The 21,689-nt window shown below is 40.4% G+C and carries 18 protein-coding genes and 1 pseudogene; 3 read left to right on the forward strand and 16 right to left on the reverse strand.

The annotated features are described in order from the left end of the window. Positions 1 to 208: 208 nt before the first annotated feature. Positions 209 to 1,366, forward strand: a complete 1,158-nt coding sequence (locus tag Xhom_RS22650) for a tyrosine-type recombinase/integrase (RefSeq protein ID WP_069318266.1) — start codon at positions 209 to 211, stop codon at positions 1,364 to 1,366. Positions 1,367 to 1,867: 501 nt separating this feature from the next. On the opposite strand, the gene Xhom_RS38080 is transcribed toward Xhom_RS22650, so the two are convergent. The 16 genes and pseudogenes from Xhom_RS38080 to Xhom_RS22715 form a co-directional block, all read right to left on the reverse strand. After that, on the reverse strand, positions 1,868 to 2,347 hold the full coding sequence (locus tag Xhom_RS38080) for a DUF2326 domain-containing protein (RefSeq protein WP_232326195.1): 480 nt from the start codon (positions 2,345 to 2,347) through the stop codon (positions 1,868 to 1,870). After that, positions 2,280 to 2,747 carry a hypothetical protein gene (locus tag Xhom_RS38085; protein ID WP_232326193.1) on the reverse strand — a complete coding sequence of 156 codons (468 nt, stop codon included), beginning with the start codon at positions 2,745 to 2,747 and terminating at the stop codon, positions 2,280 to 2,282. Before Xhom_RS38085 ends, Xhom_RS38080 begins: the two co-directional genes overlap by 68 nt. A gap of 175 nt (positions 2,748 to 2,922) precedes the next feature. Next, entirely contained in the window at positions 2,923 to 3,411 is a 489-nt protein-coding gene (locus Xhom_RS38090; RefSeq protein WP_232326191.1) for a hypothetical protein, read from the reverse strand. A gap of 52 nt (positions 3,412 to 3,463) precedes the next feature. Then, positions 3,464 to 3,685, reverse strand: coding sequence for an ABC-three component system middle component 7 (locus Xhom_RS34675; RefSeq protein WP_069318265.1), 222 nt, complete (start codon positions 3,683 to 3,685; stop codon positions 3,464 to 3,466). Then, complete coding sequence (locus tag Xhom_RS22665; RefSeq protein ID WP_069318264.1) at positions 3,682 to 4,440, reverse strand: ABC-three component system protein; 759 nt, start codon at positions 4,438 to 4,440, stop codon at positions 3,682 to 3,684. The genes Xhom_RS34675 and Xhom_RS22665 overlap by 4 nt, the downstream gene beginning before the upstream one ends. Positions 4,441 to 4,938: 498 nt before the next feature. Next, positions 4,939 to 5,199, reverse strand: a complete 261-nt coding sequence (locus tag Xhom_RS22670) for a helix-turn-helix domain-containing protein (RefSeq protein WP_069318263.1) — start codon at positions 5,197 to 5,199, stop codon at positions 4,939 to 4,941. A gap of 21 nt (positions 5,200 to 5,220) precedes the next feature. Beyond that, positions 5,221 to 5,463, reverse strand: coding sequence for a hypothetical protein (locus Xhom_RS28360; RefSeq protein WP_145957489.1), 243 nt, complete (start codon positions 5,461 to 5,463; stop codon positions 5,221 to 5,223). Then, complete coding sequence (locus Xhom_RS22675; protein WP_069318262.1) at positions 5,457 to 6,326, reverse strand: integrase domain-containing protein; 870 nt, start codon at positions 6,324 to 6,326, stop codon at positions 5,457 to 5,459. The genes Xhom_RS28360 and Xhom_RS22675 overlap by 7 nt, the downstream gene beginning before the upstream one ends. A 1,384-nt stretch (positions 6,327 to 7,710) precedes the next feature. Beyond that, positions 7,711 to 8,556 (reverse strand): hypothetical protein, encoded by an 846-nt coding sequence (locus tag Xhom_RS22680; protein ID WP_069318261.1) that lies wholly within the window; start codon positions 8,554 to 8,556, stop codon positions 7,711 to 7,713. Positions 8,557 to 8,611: 55 nt separating this feature from the next. Next, positions 8,612 to 10,234 (reverse strand): hypothetical protein, encoded by a 1,623-nt coding sequence (locus Xhom_RS38095; RefSeq protein ID WP_232326189.1) that lies wholly within the window; start codon positions 10,232 to 10,234, stop codon positions 8,612 to 8,614. An 11-nt stretch (positions 10,235 to 10,245) separates the two neighbouring features. Beyond that, entirely contained in the window at positions 10,246 to 10,515 is a 270-nt protein-coding gene (locus Xhom_RS22690) for a type VI secretion system PAAR protein (RefSeq protein ID WP_069318260.1), read from the reverse strand. A gap of 20 nt (positions 10,516 to 10,535) precedes the next feature. After that, positions 10,536 to 11,366: a DUF4123 domain-containing protein gene (locus Xhom_RS22695; protein WP_069318259.1), complete on the reverse strand. Its 831-nt coding sequence runs from the start codon at positions 11,364 to 11,366 to the stop codon at positions 10,536 to 10,538. Beyond that, positions 11,363 to 13,375 carry a type VI secretion system Vgr family protein gene (locus Xhom_RS22700; protein WP_069318258.1) on the reverse strand — a complete coding sequence of 671 codons (2,013 nt, stop codon included), beginning with the start codon at positions 13,373 to 13,375 and terminating at the stop codon, positions 11,363 to 11,365. The genes Xhom_RS22695 and Xhom_RS22700 overlap by 4 nt, the downstream gene beginning before the upstream one ends. Before the next feature lie 644 nt (positions 13,376 to 14,019). Further along, entirely contained in the window at positions 14,020 to 16,458 is a 2,439-nt protein-coding gene (locus Xhom_RS22705; protein ID WP_084023376.1) for a DUF5906 domain-containing protein, read from the reverse strand. 108 nt (positions 16,459 to 16,566) lie between these two features. Further along, positions 16,567 to 16,773 (reverse strand): helix-turn-helix transcriptional regulator, encoded by a 207-nt coding sequence (locus Xhom_RS22710; RefSeq protein WP_069318257.1) that lies wholly within the window; start codon positions 16,771 to 16,773, stop codon positions 16,567 to 16,569. 216 nt (positions 16,774 to 16,989) lie between these two features. Then, positions 16,990 to 18,204: pseudogene (locus tag Xhom_RS22715) on the reverse strand (tyrosine-type recombinase/integrase). Positions 18,205 to 18,569: 365 nt separating this feature from the next. Between Xhom_RS22715 and Xhom_RS22725 the strand changes: the two are divergent. Further along, positions 18,570 to 19,814: a tyrosine-type recombinase/integrase gene (locus tag Xhom_RS22725; RefSeq protein ID WP_069318256.1), complete on the forward strand. Its 1,245-nt coding sequence runs from the start codon at positions 18,570 to 18,572 to the stop codon at positions 19,812 to 19,814. A gap of 799 nt (positions 19,815 to 20,613) precedes the next feature. Continuing rightward, positions 20,614 to 21,273 carry a methyltransferase gene (locus tag Xhom_RS22735; RefSeq protein ID WP_069318254.1) on the forward strand — a complete coding sequence of 220 codons (660 nt, stop codon included), beginning with the start codon at positions 20,614 to 20,616 and terminating at the stop codon, positions 21,271 to 21,273. Positions 21,274 to 21,689 lie beyond the last annotated feature (416 nt).

A 21,689-nucleotide genomic window follows, 5' to 3' on the forward strand; every position in this document is an offset into this window, starting at 1 on the left:
GAAAGCAGGCGGCTGACTTTATCGGCATTAATGTCGATACATTATCCCATTGGTGCGCTATAGGTAAAATAGCCTACAACAAGAAAGATCCCGCCAGACCCCGATCCCCTTATTTATTTACATACGCGGCATGTATTGCAGCCCTTAACAATTCGATCCAAACTGTGCCTGTGAGCACGGTAGATGTGGCAGAAAAAGGAGATAAAAAATGTCAATCTTCCGTAGAGGAAATACATGGTACGGGAACTACACGACACCAAGCGGCAAAAGAATTAAGGAATCGCTTGGAACAACGGACAAGAGGCAAGCTCAGGAATTGCACGATCGAAGAAAGGCCGAATTATGGCGCATAGAACGGCTGGGTGATTTTCCTGATGTGACGTTTGATGAAGCCTGTTTACGTTGGATTGAGGAAAAGGCCGATAAAAAATCACTGGATGATGATAAAGGGCGTATGGCGTTCTGGCTGGAATACTTCAGCGGAGTGAGATTAAAAGATATTACCGAAGCCAGCATTTACACGGCGGTTAGCAAGATGAAAAACCACAAGGCAAAGGAGCGCTGGGAAAGTCAGGTTCAGGCAGCCAAGAAAAAAGGACACGAGATCCCTGCCTATAAAGAAGTCTCAGTATCGGTAGCGACCAAGGCAAAGCACTTAGCTTTGATTAAGGCTCTATTAAGAGCAGCCGAAAGAGATTGGAAATGGTTAGAGAAAGCCCCTGTGATTAAAGTCCCAACCGTCAGGGAAAAACGAGTCAGATGGTTGGAGCCTCATGAAGCGCAGAGATTAGTTGATGAATGTCCCGAACCACTTCAGTCAGTCGTTAAGTTTGCGCTGGCTACAGGGTTGAGACGCTCAAATATTATTAATCTGGAGTGGTCACAAATTGATATGCAAAGACAGGTTGCATGGATACACCCAGATCAAAGCAAATCATCCAGGGCTATAGGGGTAGCCCTAAATGAAACAGCTTGCAGGGTGTTACGGGATCAGATAGGAAGCCATAACAAATGGGTTTTCGTTCATACGAAATCATCAATCAGTCCAAACGGAATGGCTCTGCCTAATGTGAGAAAGATGCGTGTTGATGATAATACAGCATGGAATGCAGCGTTAAGACGAGCAGGAATCGAAGATTTTCGTTTTCATGATTTGAGACACACTTGGGCTAGCTGGTTAGTGCAATCAGGTGTTCCATTATCAATTTTGCAGGAAATGGGCGGCTGGGAGTCAATCGAAATGGTTAGAAGATATGCACACTTAGCACCGAATCATCTGACCGAACATGCGCGACAAATTGACCTGCTTTTTGGCGGAGGTGTCCCAAATTCGTCCCAAGCAGGAAAAATAGCGGTTAAAAAATAGAGGTAACTCATTGATTTTAAATTCCTACAGGGATTCGATAAAATTATTTATAGCATTGTTTTTAAATGATTTTATTTAGTTCAATTTTCTACCATACCCCCTATGATACCCCCATATTATTTTGCTGCTGTTTGCCTAATTTTTGTTTGGCTGGCACTATTGAGAACAAGCCATTTATTGCAAAAATATCATCAATGGAATTAATGATGCAAAAAATGCAATAACAACTCCAAGATAGTCAATATAAAACATAATATTTCATGTATCTATATCAATTATAATTTTCAAGATAGTTTATATATATAAAATATAATAATATCAACTAACAATAGATATAACTATGTTATACCCAAGCCTGTTTTATATTTTTCTTTACTGAGGTTAATATCAGTAGGAAAATGCTTCTGAATTAGGATAGATTTCAATTATTGATGGGAATTTATTCATAATTGAATAATATGGCTATCAAATTTTCAATTGACAGCCATTTTAAAAATATGATTATATTCTATTGGATTCAATATTCCATGAAATCTTAAAGGCTGGATATTTCCGGCTTATCCGAATAAAACCGGCCTTTCGCAATGTTGATCTTGTCTTTTCACTATAAACATTTAACTGATCCAAAGATATAAATACTTGTTTGTCAATGTCTTTTAATGTGCTAATTATTTTTTCAATTGCTGCAACTTCAATGTTTTTGAAAACGATTGAATCTTCAATTACTATAGGCAGTTTGGTTATGTATAAGAAACTTACATCCAATGCCAGCATGTTTGCATAAGATTTACCAGTGCCTGAGTCAGAATGATGTTCAAAGAAATAATTTGTGTCATTAAGAATTAACTGGGGAGGTATTCTATCTGGGCCATAGAATTTTGTGTTAAATAATTTGAGATTATCATTCAAACCCTTAGCAATCTTTGACAGAATCTCTTCTGTTTTTTCTTTCAGTTCTTCTTTTATAGCTTTTGAGATCATCTTGGAGTTCTCTGTAGTTAACAGTATCTTCAACTTCTTTTTTCTTTATAGATAAAGACAAAACTTCATCAATAATCTCATCAGGTTTATCTACTGATGCTGCTATCTCCTTAATTTTAATATCGATTAAACTAATTTCCTTATCAACTTCATTTAACTGGAACATAAGACGTTCCTTTTCCTGTTTTAATTCATCACTCAATATTTTAGATATCGAAGAATGAAAACCTTCTACCTCATTTAGTTTTTCAATATTAACATTTGGAAAGAAATCAACAACTTTTCTAAAATACTTTTTTGGTATTGGTTTAGTATTCGATATATTTTCTTCGATTCTAAATAATTTACTTTCAATAGAATTTTTTTCTTTGAGATATTTGTCTTTATCAAAAGCTAACATTAAACTTTTTTCATCAAGAATAGCTTTTATATTCGTTGCGTAAAGGTCTAAATTTTTTTTATAACATCAATCTTGTTATCAATGTTATTCATATCTTGTTTTGCTTGCTTATATTCTTTTAAATTTACTTTTTTAACGAAGCCTTGCTTGAAAGCCGTATCTATATTTTTTCTTTTCAATTCATTTTCGGATTTTTTTGTTCAATTTCTTCAATTAAACTATAATATCCGAATGATCTTATGAGAAACTCTTTTACAGAAGCATACCCCTCGCTTGGGAAAAGGTGAAGGGGCTTATTTGGATTATAGTTGTCTTTTCCCCAAACTCTTGAAAATCTGGAAATTAAATTTCTTAATGATGGATCGTTTGATGAAAAACCATATTTTTCAGCTAAAAAATTTCTAAATTCTTCAATTTTCCACTCGGAAGTTTCTCCTTTGTTTTTAAATGTTACACTATTATGATTTTCGGTATGTCTTATGAAATTATATGAAATGCCGTTAAATTCGAAAGAGAAGTCAACTTTGAGATGACCAACTTGAGAAATAACATCCTTACATAAAGAGATAAAATCATCACCACCAAAAACAAAATCAATCAACATCAATACCGATGATTTACCTATGGAGTTAGCTCCATTCTTAGGACCTAAGACAGCGTTCAAACCTTCTCTAAAGGAAAGTTCTTTTCTGATTAGTTTTTCACAATATATAGTTTTAGCATTTTATTATTGTCCCATTATCTGGGTTTAATGTGATCTTCTCTAAAATAAACAATAAATCAAGAGAATAAATAAACTCGTCCAGTGAGGAAAATTTGTTTAATATTTTTTTGTGTAAGTCTGTAATCTTTATTTCATCAAATTCAGCTTCCAGAATCGTTGTCATCTTAAATAATATTGAATCCTGAATTGAAATAGATTTACTTGGTGTAATCATGAGTAAACCTCGCAATTTTGAATAAAAAAACACACTAATACTTCAGCAGCTTCACTGTTAGTTTCTTTAGTGTTAGTTTTTATCCAATTAACTAAGTGATCAAATATTTCAGATTGTGATAGATTATCTCTTTTCAAGGTTAGATAATACGTTTTAACTTCATTAAATATAATTTCAGATGTGTTCGGAACTCGTTGATCCAACTGTTGGAATAACTTTTTAATTTCAGTATAAAAATAAGCAACCTGCGACTTTATTTTAATTTTTAAAACTGGACCTGATTCGGGTCGAATTTTCTCATCTACTCTCATCGCATTGTAGGACAATTGTGAATCCTCACTCATTTCAAGAGTTGAAAGTTTTTCAATTATCTCTTTTATGTCTTCCTCAATCTTGAAATTATATTGCCTATTTTTGATTTGAGCTGCCTGTCTCAATTGCTTCTTAATAGAATACATTTCCTGATAGCCTTCAACTGTTCTTGGGTTATCGAACAATTTATGACAATCTCTACACAAGGCAATTAAATTATCTTCACTATCAACATCATCGCTGATAATCTTTTCATTTTTTAAAAGTTCCTTTTCCTCTGGTCGAGGCGAAAAAGGATATATGTGTGCTATTTCATATATCTTGGTTTTTCTTTTGCCATTCTGTGCCATCAAAGGCTTAGAACATTTTGGGCAAAGGCCACTAACCTCATCAAATAAGACAATATGTGTATTATTGTTTATATTCCTACGTTCTTCACCCACTGATGACTCCTTGCGAAGGGGGAGAAAGAAAACTCCATAAAGATTTTATTATTATAACATCAATAGATTTAACTTTAATTGCCTGCAATGTGATGATTATCTCATTTTGATGGTGGTCTCGCATCTTATACCAATGTTGCTATAGAGAACCTGCTTGTGGTTGTATTCATTTCTCTAAAAAATACCCAAGGGTGTGAGCAAGTGCTCATAAGTGGGTCATGGCAACCAATTTAGCCTTCTCTTCGGTTGAATAACGACAACGGCGATGTTCGCCAGTGACAATTTCAATATTTTCCATCGGACATTCCTTAAGACAGGTTTAACCTATCGCTTAATTTAATTATAGAGTGTCCGTTTTAATTAGGGAATATTGCACAACATGATAACTGTTTTGGCACAGTTTATAGAAATAGTAGTTACAAATATTCTCGCTGGAAGAGAAGATATCCATTGCAGTTATCTTCTCATTATCTCAATCAAAATAAACTCTAGCCATTTTTATGATATCTTACGAACCTTACGCTCCATCAATTGACCACGTTGATCAAAATAACGGCTCGGCCAAATTTCAGAAGGATGTATGCCAAGATAATCTGCGATGATCCATTCGCCTTTCGGCCACGGTCTACTAAATGCATTTGCCAGTGTCGATGAACTGAGTCCCGCTTCACGGGAAACCGCCGCTAAGGTTGTACCACGCTTACGTAATGCAGCAATGATATCGGCTTGATGCCAGTCATTTCTAATGTTGTTATTCATTCCTGTTACCCCTTCCATTAATTAATATTGATGGTGGCGATTCAGACAGGGTTCGCGGACCGGGTAACTATGACCGGCAAGGCCGAAGCCTTCCCTGCCTGAACCACCATTGAAAAGGTGATAACAGGCGCACTGGTAGAAACTTCCTACCAGTGTATAGTTACACAAGGCCGCGACGCCTTGACCATTGGATTGTGCCAATGGCAGGAATACTTTAACTGATTGTTTTATCGGACTCAATAACTGAACGACTAAGTTTAACAACTATAAACACGTTCTACATAACGCCCGCGACCATCACCGTGTCCCAAATCCATTGAAACCAGTGCTCTTGCTTCCTGACGGCTAAAACCACTCTGTTGATAAAAACTCAGCGCATCCTGCGCCCACGCATAACGCAAACTATGAGGAGAATGGCGGCCTGTTAAACCAATCCTTGTAGTATGTGTCCGCCAGTAATTCATGGCCTGCCTGAGATCGTGTTTATCAATCAACCTGCCACCTTGTTGTTCTGCAATAGCAATGGCCTGCTCGACAGCCTCTTTTACCGCTGTAACATCCAATACACGGGTTTGTCTTGGTCGGCCGCCTTTTGTACCGAAGACAATATGCAGTTTCGGCTCTGATTGATCCAACTGTTTACTCCAGCTTTTCAATGAAGCACTGCATTGCACTGCTTCCTGAGAGCGTAATCCCAGTAAGCGGGCGAGTTTCAGTGTGGCGGCAAATCCGGCATCGCGTTTAAGTGCTTTCTGATAAACCATCTGAAACGTGGCATCAGGGATCGCTTGTTTTGTTCCAGCACGGCTGGTTCCGCTTAATCCCAATGCTTGATTACTTAAACGGGGCGAAGTTTCCAATTTTTCCCGGCCAGCCATGCGGAAGATATTACGCAATGCGGACATTTCATTTTGCATCGTTCGTTTGGCAATCCTCTGAGATAAGCGCGCATCAACATACTGTTCTACATGTTTGGCTTTCAAATTCTTAAGACTTTTCACCTGAATATTCAAGCTCAATAACAGCGCACCCAAACGCCCGGTGATCCGAATACGGTCGTGGCAGGTCTTATGACTGCCTCCACCTTTCCGGGCAAAAAATTTTAATTCCTTAATCAATCGGCTCATTAGCTTCCCCTTACTAATATCTGACAACCTACGATCTCTGGCGCGCGACAATGCGGCAAAACAAAAAGTATCTGCCTTGCCCTTGACGGATATCTGTGCGCCAGAGTGAACGCAGGTTGAGGTATTGCGGGGTATCGGTTGAGTACGCAGTACTGCCGCCTGTATAAACAGGTCATCCCCACCGGCAAAAAAGCCAGCCTCGATATCGTCAAGTTCTCCTTTTTCAATCTAAAAATGCAGTGTCAGATTCACTGCGGGGTGAAGCAGGCCTATGCCTGTAAGAGTTGTGTGGTTCTTTGGCTGCGGCGTCACTTTCAGCGATAAACCAGCCAAAAGTGACGCCTTAAATTCGGCAAACAGCCAGTAAAAATCGTGCGAGCGTTGAAAAACTCCGCAAGGCTCGATGTCAAACGGTAGCGATGGGTTAATTGTTTGTGTGTAGAAAATTTGTCCGCTGAATCATTCAAGCAGAGACAGTAAAAATATGAACCAAATGCGTGAAATCCACGCGGTGTTTATGACATGAAATAGGATCAAAACATCGCTCATAAGGCCAAAGCCAAACGGAGGCAGAGTCTGATGTTGGTATGAAAAATAAGTGCATGACCCAATGTTCAATACACTTGGGTGACAAGATAAAAACACCTTTCTGAGGTCTTTTTTAGTTTAAGAGACTTTCATCGTCAAACAAGGGGTTTATGTTTGACAATATCTGCTTCCAAAAGTGCGCAGATGTACCGCAATTTTGCTCTCCCTTTCAGGCTACAGGAGTTTTTATAGTCGCTAAAAAGCGCCTTTAACCGATCTAGACTAACTGATTTTTTTAGTTATAGCAATGAAGATTGATTATTTTATCAACTATTATTACTATAGATTTCAGTCACCGAAAGGAAAAATAAAGAAAGGATCACATTTTTTCGAGTTACAACCTAGATAAATAATATCCTTCTTCTTTTCAAGAATGGTTATACCCCACCATTTATATGGAAATTCCATATTTTTCCATTTATGCCAACTCTTCCTTACATATCACATAGTGCATAATCAAATTCACGGTATAGGTTATGCTCATACTTATTACTCATTTTAAACATTTCATTTTTTTACATGCTTCTATAATTTTCATGTCATTGCTTTGGTATAATTTAAACCACAAGTAATTAATTTATTATATTTTTTCGCTTATGGAGTGAAAATGATTAAATATCATAAAGATAAATTTTGTTATATGTATTTTTATTTTTCAATGTATCTTATTATGTTGTTTTTAATATAATGAGCTTGGTGAGAATGTTATTTTAAATATCTCCGTTAAGAAATACATTTACTTAATTATCATTTGGTTAACCAAGTCAAAAAACAACTGGTTAACCCTAAAAATTAATTATCTAGCTATAACAATTTTACCATTTATAATTGACAGGTAAGGACTGTAAGTCGCAGTATTACCGGTAATTTTATTATCAAACAATATAGGTGACCGGCCATGGGCACCAACCTCCAAGCGAAATAGACGACCATTATTATAACTAACTAATTTGAATTTTTTCCATTCAGGCATTGTTCTAACTGTATATTTATCACTATCGATTTTATCTTCAAATCTCATCGAATGGAAAAAAAATTTACCATTATTGTTATCAGCAATAGCCCATTCTTCCCACGCTGGTTTACTTATATTCCAGATTCTATCGAGTTCTTTTTGAGCAAATAAGTTAATTATGTCCTGATAAAAAGATTTTATCATTGGCAAATCTTTTTCTGTGACTGGCCGGGCTTTTGTCCACATCCACTCTGGTAATCCACTAATTGAATAATTTTTTTTAGCAGAAAATAAACCCTCTTCTGCTGGTATTTTAGACATTCCAGTAAAATCAAAGCCAGCTTCTTTATTAGGGATATTTTTGAGTGATTCTTCAGTTACGGGGTTACCATCTTTATCAACCATTAATTTGATACGACTAATAACTTCATCGTTTTTATCATAAGCCGACACTTTTTTTAATGTTACTTCACATCGAGATTCAGGTTTTAGGTCTTCTTCAAACGATCGACTTCCAAATAGTAACTCTATCGAATTGGAGCCATTCTCTAAAAAAGCAGTTGAGTTTATTCCACTGGATTGAGTCCCATTTGGAGAGTCTAAATTATCCATAGCTGTCATGCCGTTAATGCGTACTACACAGAGGCTCTGATGTGTATTTAATGACAGCAAATATTTATATTCCATATTTGATTTTCCTGATGCAGAGTTACTAAGTAACATATAAGAACAAAATAAGAGACTACCCCAAAGAAATCCGATAGGACGATTTATCTTTAGAAAGGGGTTTTTGAAATACCCATTCACGCGCTGTTCCTCCTTTTTTCTCTATATTTGCAGTTGTTTTAATTTTATCATCTTCAATCGACTCTTCTTTTGCTATACCAAAAGCAAAACTCAAATCTACCATTGCTTTAATTCCATCATGATAAAACACCAAATCAAGACTTTTGGGTTTTGACTCCAGTGCAGCTAGTAGTTTTGCCTCTGCTTTAGCGGTCGCATCTACATATCCATAGATAGCATAATAGCTTACACCACCACGAATATTAGTGTCAGCTTTAATAGCAAATCCAGTTTCTAATATATTATCTTTTTTGAATGACCAGTCTCCCTTATCATCAGATTCCCAGCCAAATTTAACATTCAACTCTCCTGTTAAAACGAGATCCAACTGCGCACCGACAAATGCCCCATTTTCACCTTTTTTAACTTTTTCTTCGTAAACTTGTCCTGCTTCACGAAGTGCAGAAAGTGCTCTTTCTGCTTTAAAATAAGCAGCTACTATTTGAAGAACATCAGCGCGTAACTCCAAGCCAATTAAAGGTGCTGCTGCTATATCTGCACCAAATTTGGAATAGAATTGAAAGTCATTATTGTGAGAAAGTTCATATTCACCATGAAGCTTAATTGAAGGATATATAAGATCCACTTTTAAGATCTTGAACTTGTCACTATCATGCCCTACTGATAAAACATTCGTTATTTTACCAATGCCTTGCACACATGCTTCTATTGGTCCTATCTCGTTTTTATTCTTCTTAAATTCTTTTTGCAAGGTATGCGTCCATGTACGACTAGCTGCACCCTTTTGAATTTTTATTGTCCCCTCTACAGATAATGTATTTTTTACTTGATAACGAGTTGTATCTTGAGTCCAGCCACGGTGTCTTCTGTGCTCTAATCCCCGTTCTCTATTAGTTTGAATTTGTTGCCTTCTTCTTTGTTGATCAGTGAATTCTTCAACGTCTTTTTTAGCTTTAAAAACCAGATCGAACTCCTGTTTTTCTTTAGTCACTAAATAAATATTCGAACTGAGGACAGTTTTTTCGCCTAATATCATGAATAGTATTTTTTCTATTCCAGAATATTCTTTTTTTATTAATGGCTTGCCTGAACATTCATCGACTCTGATGGCATAATGCTGTTTTTCGATATTGGTATGAAAATCCTTTTTTAGAAAACGTCCCAAAACAGAAAATGGCTCTTTTTCAATTTCTAAAAAATCTTTACTAGATTTGTGGTAAACCAGTTTTCCTTTATAAGGTTTTTTAGGCGAAAATTGAGCGAAGGGCAGATTTTTTTCATCAAATACGTTACCAATTGGACAATCTTTGTTATGTGAGATACAACCTTTACTGATCGAACTTAACTCAACAGCTACATTTGGTTTTTCTTCCTTAGGTAACTCATTAGCATGCTTGAAGGTTGTCAATGGTGAATCAAGTACATAGAAAAAATGCCTTTGAACCCAAGACTGTTTATAACTAATAGTTTTATCACCCAATTTTATATCAATTTTATGTGTGCAATCGTCGGGGTTATCACAACCACATATTGCTGAACCTGCCTTTGTTGACGTCATTTTTTATCTCCTTAACCAATATTCACACTGCCACCACCAATCACGACACCGCCACAATCCACCGCATCTCCCGTTCTGGCAGCAGGTTTTCCCTCAATAAATACGGAGCAGGAACCTCCGGCTATTGCCCGTGAATGTGACGAATGAGAAGCCAGTGCATCACCTTGCCGTGCGAGATAGACACCATCAACTTTAACGGTACTGGCACCTGCAATAACCGGGGTTGCAGGACAATTACCGTGCTTTGTACCAATATCACCCACTTTAACTGCATTACCCATCTTGTTGTTCCCTGTTTTGGTTAAAGAGGCACCTGACCCATTTCTTGAATTAATACACTTTCCGCTCGCATATGCCCCGGCTGGCTGTATTCGGTTAATTGGGCATATAGAGCTGCGGGCAAATCATCGATGGTGAGATAATGTCGGATGATGAAAAGCTGGAGCAGCCCACGAACATTACGGTCGTCCGTAATACCGTTTTGACCGAACCAGTCAAAAAACTGCCGGGCGCATTCCACCGTGTCGATATGAGGGATAAAATCAAAATCAGCTTTTTCCAGCCATTCAGGAATGAATCCGGCTAATTTTTCAATGTAGCGTTCTATGAAAATGGCTTGTATCTTCTCTAGCTGAATTTCTGTGATAGCGAGCATTTTGCGCTTGCTGGTTGCACCAACAGGAAAAGGCTCTCTGATTTTCACAAAGTTATCCGTGCGCTCTTCTTCGAGGTACAGTGTTGTTATCCATGTGATCGGCCCTAAAAAACAATGCAGCTCCCAGTCACTCAATACACCGAGAAAATCCCAGATATTACGCGGATCATAAAAACGGAAAAAGACCGGTTTTTCCTGTTGTGGAAGCAGAACTTGCAGGTATTTTCGTAAATGCTGGCGCACGGTCTTCATGTCTGCTGCACTGTGGACGAAAATTCCCCACGGGGTTCTGCGACACTCCAGCCAGATTTTAACCTCTTCCGTGACCTGTACCAGATAAGGTGCGATTTCCACCAGTTCTGGCTGGAGAGGCTCACCATAAAGACAGGCGGAAGGCGGGTCATAACGTTCCAGCATCAAAAACAGATCAGATTCCGCCGCACCATCAATAATGGCGTAGAGTTTTTCCTGACTCATTCGGGCTTCTCCTTCTCTTTCATTGGGCAGTGGGCGACAAACATGGAGCCTTCGCTTGCTGCGGCCAGCAGAATGGCGGGGTTAGCTGGTGCCAGTAAATCGCCGGGGCTGCCACCGGAGTTCAGGTTAATCGCCGCGCCTTTAATATCAATCCCGCCCGCGTGAAGCACAACAAAATTTCCACCGACATTTAATGTGATTTTGCTGCCACTTTGCAGGGTAAGATCGCCCTGTGCATCCACACTGACTACCCCCTGGATTTTTTCAGCCAGATCGCCTTTGAGCTGTAATGAGCGGTCACCGTCAATCTGCTCAATATAATTGCCCGTGGTTTTATGATCCTGTTGACCTTCTACGGTCACCTTGCGGTTATTGGCTATCACCAGTTCATCGTCATGACCAATGCTGGTTGTGCGGTCATAGTTAATGCGTTCCCCGCGTGAATTACGTACCTGAATGGCGAGGTTTTTTTGAGCATGAATAAAGACTTCTTCGCGATCTTTTTCATCTTCAAAGCGTAATTCGTTAAATCCTTCACCTTTATGGGTTTTTGAGCGGATCGACATCTGGGTTTTTGCCATTGGCAGGCGGTTTGGCGGGATGTTGTTGGCATGGTAGGCTCGTCCGACAATAATCGGTTGATCGGGGTCGCCGTGGACAAAATCCACCAAAACTTCGTGCCCAATACGTGGAATGGCAATCATACCCATTAATTGCCCTGCCCACGCCTGACTGACCCGTACCCAGCAAGAACTGCGGTCATTAAATTCACCGTACCGATCCCAGTCAAACTGGATACGGACCCGCCCGTGTTCGTCACAGAAAATTTCTTCGCCTTCCGGCCCAACAACCGTGGCAATATGCGGCCCTTCCATTTGGGGTTTCGGATAGGGGGAAGGTCGGTAAGAGTTTTTTCGTGTGGTGAAAGTAAATTGGTTAGACAGCCATGTACCGCTACCGCCTGACTGGGTTTCATCGGCTTGTGGCTGTTGACCCGAATGGGTTATCTGAATTAACTGCCATTGGTCATTAAAAACCTCTCTAGGGTGATCCATCAGGTTAAATAACTGCCCCGGCCACATGGCAAAACAGTCCCCCTGACCGTTACCAAGCTGAGTGTCCCGGCGCAGGTATTCCAGACGATACTGGCTTGCCCGTTGTCCTAACTCATCATCTTTATAGCGGCTGGGAAAATCATAATAATGATAGCTGTTCAGTATTCGCTGATTGTCAAGATTACGCCCTTCATACCAGAATTCCCGGTTCCAGCGTGGGTTTTTAAAAGTCCTGTCTTTGGTCGTGATATTAGCCACACCAACGCGTTCTGACCAGCTAAATTGGCGGACACAGGTTGTTTCTCCCGTCACATCGGTTTCCGGGCGGTAGGGGACGGTAATCACCTGATTAAGAGACAGGCAGGAGTCGTGAAACACAATGCGTTGCTCGTGCTGATCCTGATCGAAAGTGAAATAGTAAAAAATGCCCTCATCAGCCAGTAAGCGCTGGATAAATGCCAGATCGCTTTCATCGTACTGAACACAGAATTCCCGTGGTGGATGTTTGTAACCAAGCGCAAAGAAAAAGTTTCGTACCCCATTTTCTCTGAGCAGGCTTTCCACAATATCCACAACGGACTGATTTTGGAAAATCCGGCTATTGACCCGTAATGATGCACGCCATAAAGGAGGTTGAAGGGTGATATGGTAGTGGCTTTGATGGCGCCCGGTTGATTGCAGTGAAAAATGTGTCACCATGCCCGTGACTTGCCGTTCAATTCGCCCGTTACGGTGTACAGCAAAAGCGGCGCTGCTATCCAAAACATCGGCGAAGTTAATGTCAGCAGTCTGACAAGTCAGTGTCACTTCCAGCCGAAAAGGGGTTGATAGCGCTTCATTCAGTGAAAAATCGACAACAGCGAAAGTTTGTTCTGGTAAATTTTCCGTAATCAGTGTGAATATTAAACCTGAGCGATCAAGTAGTTGATTGATTTTATCTATTACCCTGCTCATTTTGGCTCTCCGTAATCTTTTGGTGTATCAATCCTTATTTACTGCCTGAATGGTAAAAATAATTTCACAATAAAACTATTGTTGCATGCTTTTAGTACAATATGGGCAGAATATAATAGAATTGTTTTTACATACAACCATGAATAAAAGTTCAGCAGGGAAATTGTGATTAACTTCTCCTCTTAAATAAAATCAGTTAATTACATCATTCAAATTTCACGTAACACAATAGATTAAAATTACACTGACGCGCTGCGCTTGTCTTCTCTGGTTTGTCCGGCTAATACATTAACCAGACAAATCAGAGATTTTGAAAAACACTATTCCAGCCAGAAAAAACATTTTCCAAAGCCCCTCCCTGTTAAAGAATTAGAGATAAAACTGTTCACCCTATTCACCGTTGAATATTTTCATTTAAATTCATATTGTTAAATGGTGCTAACTTGAAATCAGACTCATCACCACTCTTCACCCACCGTTCACCTTCAAATCAGGAAAAGGTGAATAGTGGTGAAGACTTGTGAATAGTTTAAAAATAACTATTCACCCTATAATATATTGATATAACTGGTTTAAATTACAAGGTGAACCGTAGTGAACACTTTTTTATATTTCTTAGAAAAATATCTGTAATAAAGAAAAAATTATTCTTCTGGCAGGTCATTCCTTGTCAGTTTTGGCATCCACTCAATGGCAGTGTCAATATTCAGGCTCAGATTACTGCGAATGCCATATTTGCTTTTCTTACGCAGGTAATGCTGCCCATACTCTGCCAGTGCGCCCGGCATATCCATACCAAAACGGGTCACGGAAACGGGTTTATTCAGATTGTTGCCTTTCATATAAGCAAGATAGGCGTGATAAAGGTACTTACGGGGATTGAACGGCACAATCTCCGCATTACCGATTAACAGGCCGTCAGCTTCATTAGACGCAATCAGGTAGCCACAAAAATCGACCAGCGGATCTGTGCCACGTTTGATATCCAGTGCTTCTGCGGACTTTTGTTGCTCTGCCAGTAAACGCCTCGCAGCCTGTGGATCAGCAAACCGATACAACAGATGCCGAATAATTACAGGCAATTCTGCTGCAATCTTCTCCCGTAGAAGTGGATCACGTTCATTTTCCGGCACAACTTCGGAAAAGTTAAAAATCACTCGACGCCGCGATACACCACCACTGCGATCACTGAAACTCATGGCATTATTGTTTACCGCCAAGACCACGGCAGGAATGCGGGTTGAATAAGGTTGTTTATGCTTCGGGTCGATAGCCACTTCATCCCCGCCTGTAATGGCTTTGATGCCGGAGCCATCGCCCACATAGCGAGTCTGATCCGGCAGGATAATCAACGAATATCCCACAATCAGCGCCCGTTCCCGTGGGTTTTCCAGCGCGGCCATACTCGCAGAAACCGTGTTGCCTTTGCCTGCCAGCATTGAACATATTTCAGCAAAGATGCTTTTGCCACTGCCTCCAGCACCGGTGATTTCCAGAAACAACTGCCAGTCGTAACGGTTCGCCAGCACCATAAACAGGGCTGCCAATACGCGCTCAAATTTGTTCTCACTGTTAGCGGTTGCCCGATTGAGCCAGCGCCAGAACTGTGGCGCATGATCTTGCAGGGTTTCCCCCGAAACAGGGGAGTTAAACGCAACATCATTCGCCAGTAGCAACCAGTCACTTTTACGATGAGGCCGGAACTGGCATGTTTTCAGGTCAAACACGCAGTTGCTGAATCCGATTAAATGACGTTCTGGCGGCTGCATCATGGGAAGCTGCAATTTCAGGGCATCCACGGCAGAGCTGATACCATGCGGTGAGTACGGTAACTTTTCTTCCATAAAGGCTGCCACCATTTCCCGCTTTAAATCGCGGTCACTGACCGGAAGCCAGACAATGCCGTCATAGTGATGCACGGTTTCTGAAGCGCCATCCAATGCTAAATCAACGTTATAACGTGCCAGTAACACCTCTCCGCGCTGGCTGGCTCCCATCTGGCATAATGTCAGTTTTGAATACTCGATATCATTGGGCTGAGTGGTTGCTTTTTTCTTTGTTGGTGTGGGCTGATAAAGCCCTTGAGCAAAGGCCAGTTTTGCCTTTTCCACACCGTATTTTTGTCGGTAATCGTCCCAGTCGGCTGTGTACTCTGTCGGTGGTAACGTGACCCAACCCTTAACCGCAAGAGCTGCTTTTTCTGCTGAAATCTTGCCGATATTTACTTTGAGTTTGCCGCACTTATCCAGTTCGTCGGGATGATGCCAGTCATTATCTGCTGCCAAAATAATTTTTGTGTCTGACCAACGTTCCCGAATCGCTTTAGCGACAGAATACAAATTACCTGCATCCAATGCTGCCAGAACAGTACCCTTATAGAGCAAGTTAGCTGTGAGCGCTGTGGCGTAACCTTCGGTAATGAGCACTGTATCGGGATGATCTTCCAGTTCTGAGACAGAAATAAATGCACCTTTTTTCTGGCTGCCAGACAGTAATTTTTTCTCTCCATTGGGTGTGATAATCTGCGCACCTGTTACTTTTTTATCCAGTGTTGTCAGTGCCAACAAAGTCGAATTATTGAGCAATAGCCGCTGATTAGGAAAATCCAGCCCTTTTGCAGCCAGATAGGGCGATTGACCAGCGACAGTTTGCGCCATTAGTGATGCAACTTTTTCGGCAATTGACTGCGTAGTTTGAATGGTTTCTCTGGCGGGCTTGGGTTCTGGCAAAGGCAATGCCAGTACGCCTGCAATGATTTTTGCTGCCTCAGTGATGGAAACTCCTTTGGTTCTTGCCACTAAATCCAGTCCATCACCATAGTTTGGATAATCACACTGGCGGCAATGCCAGTTGCCATGATGGTGATCATCAATAAAGTGAAAGCGGTCAGTACCGCCGCAGACAGGACAAGCACCATGTTTTCCCTTTGCCGGGATATCGATGCCACAAGCAGACAGCAGATTTTCCCAATGGTACATAGCGGATTTTTTCACGGTCTGGATCAGGTCAAGCGGTTTTTGGTTGCCTGTGATATCTGAAGATGTAAATTTAGGGCGAGTTTGAGTATGCTGTATATCAGCCATCATCGTTACTCCGTATAACGGTTGTTGGTCAGACGCCTCAGATGTGTGTCACCACACTGGGGCGTTGTTTTTTTATATTACGTTTCTTATGTCATGTGCTTTTATCTGTTATGCCGCTCGCGATTCCGCGATCCGCTGCGCAATCCAGTTATCAATTTCTGATTCAACAAAGGCGACGGAGCGGGAGCCGAGTTTGACTTGTTTCGGGAATTCTCCGGCACTAATCAGTTTATAAATCCACGCTTTGCTATAACCCGTTCTGCGTTGAACTTCCGGCAAACGAATAAGGTTTTCCTTCGACGCTGTCATTGTCATATTTTTTCTCCTGTTACCGAGTCCTTGAGCGCTCACCGTGGACGTTGTTTGATGACAGGCGGATTATTTAAAAATCAAGACTAAATGAACAGCGTTAATTGTTTTTCCGATTTGTTGAATTTATTTTTTCAGGAAATTTTGGCTTTTAATTGGCATTGTGTATAAAAAACAAGCTCGTGTGCCACGAGCACACTTGCGCAAAAAATCATCATATATTTACGCCCTTTTGCCAAATTTTCCAATCAGCACATTTTCGCCTCGTTCCAGCATCTCCATATGATCCGCATACCATTGCAGCATTTCCCGGCGACCATCCAGATATTGAGCGTGGTTGTAAGTACCACGGATGCTGTTCTTGTCAACATGAGCAAGCTGAGTTTCAATCCAAGCTGTGTTATAGCCTTGTTCATGCAGGATGGTACTCATGGTATGGCGGAAACCGTGACCTGTTGCCCTGCCATCATAGCCAATACGCTTAATAACCTGATTGATAGCAGCCTCACTCATCGGTTTACCCGCATCATTACGGCCGGGGAAAACGTATTTCCCTCGCCCTGTAATAGAATGCAGTTTAATAAGAATGGCTTTAACCTGATTTGATAGTGGGACGATGTGAGGGCGGCGCATTTTCATTCGTTCGGCAGGGATTTACCAGAGATCGTTATCGAAATCGAATTCAGTCCATTCCGATTCTCTCAGCTCAATGGTGCGTACTCCGGTCAGCATCAGCATACGGGTCGCTGATTGCGTCACTTGACTGCCACTATAGCCACTCAAGGCGGTGAGGAAATCATTCATCTGGTCGGCTAAAAGGTGTGGGAAGTGTTTTTGCTTGGGAGCTTTGAGTGCGCTGGCAAGATCAGTAACAGGATTGAATTCTGCCCGTCCGGTAATAACAGCGTAAGTGAAAATTTGCCGACAGGCCTGTCTGGTTTTTTTCAATTTATCCAAAACGCCGCGTTGCTCCATTTTTCGCAGCACAGCCAGCATTTCAGCAGGTTTAATCTCGGTAACAGCACGTTTACCAATATACGGGAAGATGTCTTTTTTCAGATATTCTAGAATGTCTTCGGCATACCCTTGTGACCAATTAGGGCATTTATATTCGTGCCATTCAATAGCGATAGACTCAAAACTATTGCTGACCGCAAATACTTTGGCTGCCTTTTCTGCTCTCTTTTCTTCTATCGGATCATTACCATCCGATAACGTCCGCCGCGCATCATTTCTCTTGGTTCGTGCTTCGGCAAGGGAGATTTCAGGATATACCCCTAATGCGAGCAATTTTTCTTTGCCTGCGATCCGATACTTTAACCGCCAATAGCGAGAGCCATTAGGGTTAACCAATAGATATAGTCCGCCACCATCTGCAAGTTTGTAGGGTTTTTCTTTCGGCTTTGCAGTGTCCACCTGTCGGGCTGTTAGCTTCATGGGGGTATCTCACTTCATTGAACCTGAACGTACCCCTAAATATACCCCTATAAGATCGGAGATTTCAACATACCTTACTAGACTATAGGAGAACGGAAAAAGGCCAATACTGCGTATTTATTGGGATTTTGTAGACTTCGGAAGACGTTACGATATGAATGGATGGTACGCCCTACAGGATTCGAACCTGTGACCTACGGCTTAGAAGGGCAAAAACTATTGTTTTCAGGTGGTTTCCTCTGGTTTCATATAGTTTCATTATTATGATTTAAAATGAATTTTATAGCTTGCGCTGTTTCATATGGTTTCATATCATTTCATCATAACTTGACCCGTTACTTGACCTGTTATGAGGAGCATTTCCAATGGCTAGCACCTTATTGACCGATAGCAAAATCCGCGGCTTGAAACCCAAAAAATCAGCCTATTATACATGGCAAGCATCAGCAACACGAGGAACTGGTAGGTTAGGGGTTAAAACATATCCATCAGGAAGAAAGGTTTTTGTCTATCGCTATTTCAATAACGGAAAAGAGAAGTTTATTAACTTAGGTGACTTTCCCGCCGTTTCCTTGGCAGGGGCATTATCTAAATCACAAGATGCTGCTGCTAACATTTCAGCCCCAGAAAAAGCCATAATAAAACACGCTACAATTGAGCAACTATTTAAAGATTATATCACTGACCAAAAACGCCGAGGAAAGCGGTCATACGACAAAACCGAATACAGGCTAAATCAAGTATTAAATAGTCAGTACATTGATAGAAATACCCCCGCAAAAGATATTACCCCAGACCACATTAAGAGAGTGCTTGCTGAATTCATATCGCGCGGTGCTGTTGCTGGTTCAAATAAGGTGCGCGCAAATCTTCATGCTGTATTCAATTTTGGTCTATTTGCTGACAATGACCCCGCCAAGCTAAACGAGAAAGTTATTTATGGGCTTGATAGGAATCCCGTAACTGTCGTTCCGCGACAAGAAGGTGCTGATAAGGCATTGGATAGATTTCTGTCGTGGGATGAAATGAAGTCGATTTTGGATCTATTCCAAGTTTCTCCGGCTGCGTGTCCAATCAACCCAGATTACGGGCGTTTGTTGTTGCTCTGCATTTTCACAGGCGGTCAGCGCCCTTGGGAAATTATGACCAATACAAAAGACAGCTGGGATAAAAAGAATAATACGTTGACTGTGCCACCTCACATCTCAAAAAACGGTGACTATCACGTAATCCCATTATGTAAATCTGCCACCAAAATATTAAAGCAACAAGCCACTCAATACCCAAACTCGGAATTTTTGTTTCCCGGAGAAACAAAAGAAGGTCACTTGCTAGCGGCTGAATATGCTAAGCAAATACGCAAGTTTTTCATTCGTTATGACTTTGAGAAATTTACACCAAGGGATATTAGACGGACATTTAAAACACTTGCTGGGGAAATGGGGATCAGTTCTGAAATGAGGGATAGGTTGCAGAACCATAAAAAGCCCGGCGTCTCAACTAAACACTATGACCGTTATGACTACCTGAAAGAAAAGCGGGAAATTGTGGAACAGTGGGAGAGGAAGCTACTATCACTATATGGCATAATTCCACCCTGTAACATGTGAGGTACCTACACAAAAAAAGGTATTGCGTACTCAAGGTGGGATATCACACCTTGCGGCAACCATAGGGATTTCCTCTATAGTTGATTAACTCATTGATTTGTCCGAGACCGTCACTTTGACCCAACCATTGCGGAAATTCCAACGGTTAATTTATGTACTGGACAAAATGGTTAAACTTATTGATTTTATTGTTTTTATTTGGCGACACCCCCCCCGTTTCTGGCTCACTCTTTTGTGCGCACCTCTTAAAGAGTTGTGCAAAGTTTGTGAGTGGCGCTCAAATTATAAGCAGACTGCAAATATGCAGCTTGACTATATTTCAATGAGTTATCGTCAAAGTGGGCATTCCCACTTAAATGGGCTTTCAAACCCCAATTGGCGCGATCAGCCAAAAATTTGTCCGATTGGAACTGAGCCAAAGTGAGGACCTCGACTACAGGTTAATACGTTAAACGTACAGAGCTATTTTAACCTACCCTAACGAGGAAGAGCCTCCCATAACAAAATCTGTAATAGCGGCAATTAGCAGCATATTGATAGACTTGGTGGCAGCAATATCCCAAAAGACAGACTTAGCCACAGAAACAGTAACGTGCAAAGATTGCAAACAAATTTCCAGCATATTCCCACCATTTGAAATGAAACTGTTTTGACCTTTACAGATCTCTATTAGTCATTAGTTTTTATTATAATGAAGTGATAAACACCAATCTTTGTATGGCGGAGCATGTGAAATAAAAAACTCTCGACTATATCTATTCTTAATAATTGAAAATAATCTTAACAAAAAGAGCTTACTATGAATAAGAATAGCAAAAATTATATAAAATGGTGGTTGGAGCAGGAAAGATTAAGAATGAATAATGGAATCCCTGTGGAAATAACACTAGCAGGGGTTAAGTTATCTGTTATTCCTCAAGCATTCCTTCCATCCCCATTACAAACGCATTCTACACCATTACTTATAAAAAATATTAAGCATCACAATTTCATGGGAAAAAAAGTTCTTGATATAGGAACTGGCAGTGGTGTTCTTGCCATTTATTCTGCCCTTAATGACGCATCTTTGATAATAGCAACAGATGTCGATGACCATATATTATACCATGCCAAAAATAATGCTTATCTGAATAAGATTACTGACATCCATTTTATGAATAGTAATCTCTTTGAGTCTGTCGAAGGTAAATATGATTATATATTTGCTAATGGGCCAATTTCTCCTGAATCTTGGTCAGAAAAAAGCCTTTCAGGGCATACCATATCAAGTTACGGAGAAACTCTTCTTAGCCAGTATCGTAACTATCTGACAGATGAAGGGGTAATGTTTATGACCTTCGCAGAATTTGGCCCAATGAAGGCATTCTACAAAATACTTCAAAAGTATTCCGTTTTGTACAAAGAAAAAAGAGAGAAAAAATTTGGGATATGGTGGAGTTTTCATGAAATAAAAAAATAAAGGTCATTAACCGCTTCTATAAAAAATGTTGTCTTAACATAATATTATCCCAAAGCGATAAAAACTTGGCTTCCATATTGTCTTTCCTTTCTTAAACAGAGTTCAGGTTGATTAGGATTTTCGGCTCACGGACGACCTTTTTTGGAATTTTCCAAATAAGTCTCGTAGCCGTCATGTTCAGCAAAGAAGAGAAGCCTCCCAAATCGGTGACTCCTTAAGTTGAGGGAATCCCTACAGTTAGTTTCCCCGGAATAAAGTTAAATAAGTACACTGCTGCGATTTCAAATGACGGCAGTGAACCAAGTTGATCGGTATTCAATCGCTCCGTTTGAAACGGAAGGATGCCTGCACCATGCAGGAGTTAAAGGTGAGAAATCCCACCTTTAGGTAACTTGTTAATTTTACTTATTTCCTGC

The sequence above is a fragment of the Xenorhabdus hominickii genome (genome assembly GCF_002632725.1).
Lineage (GTDB): Bacteria > Pseudomonadota > Gammaproteobacteria > Enterobacterales > Enterobacteriaceae > Xenorhabdus > Xenorhabdus hominickii.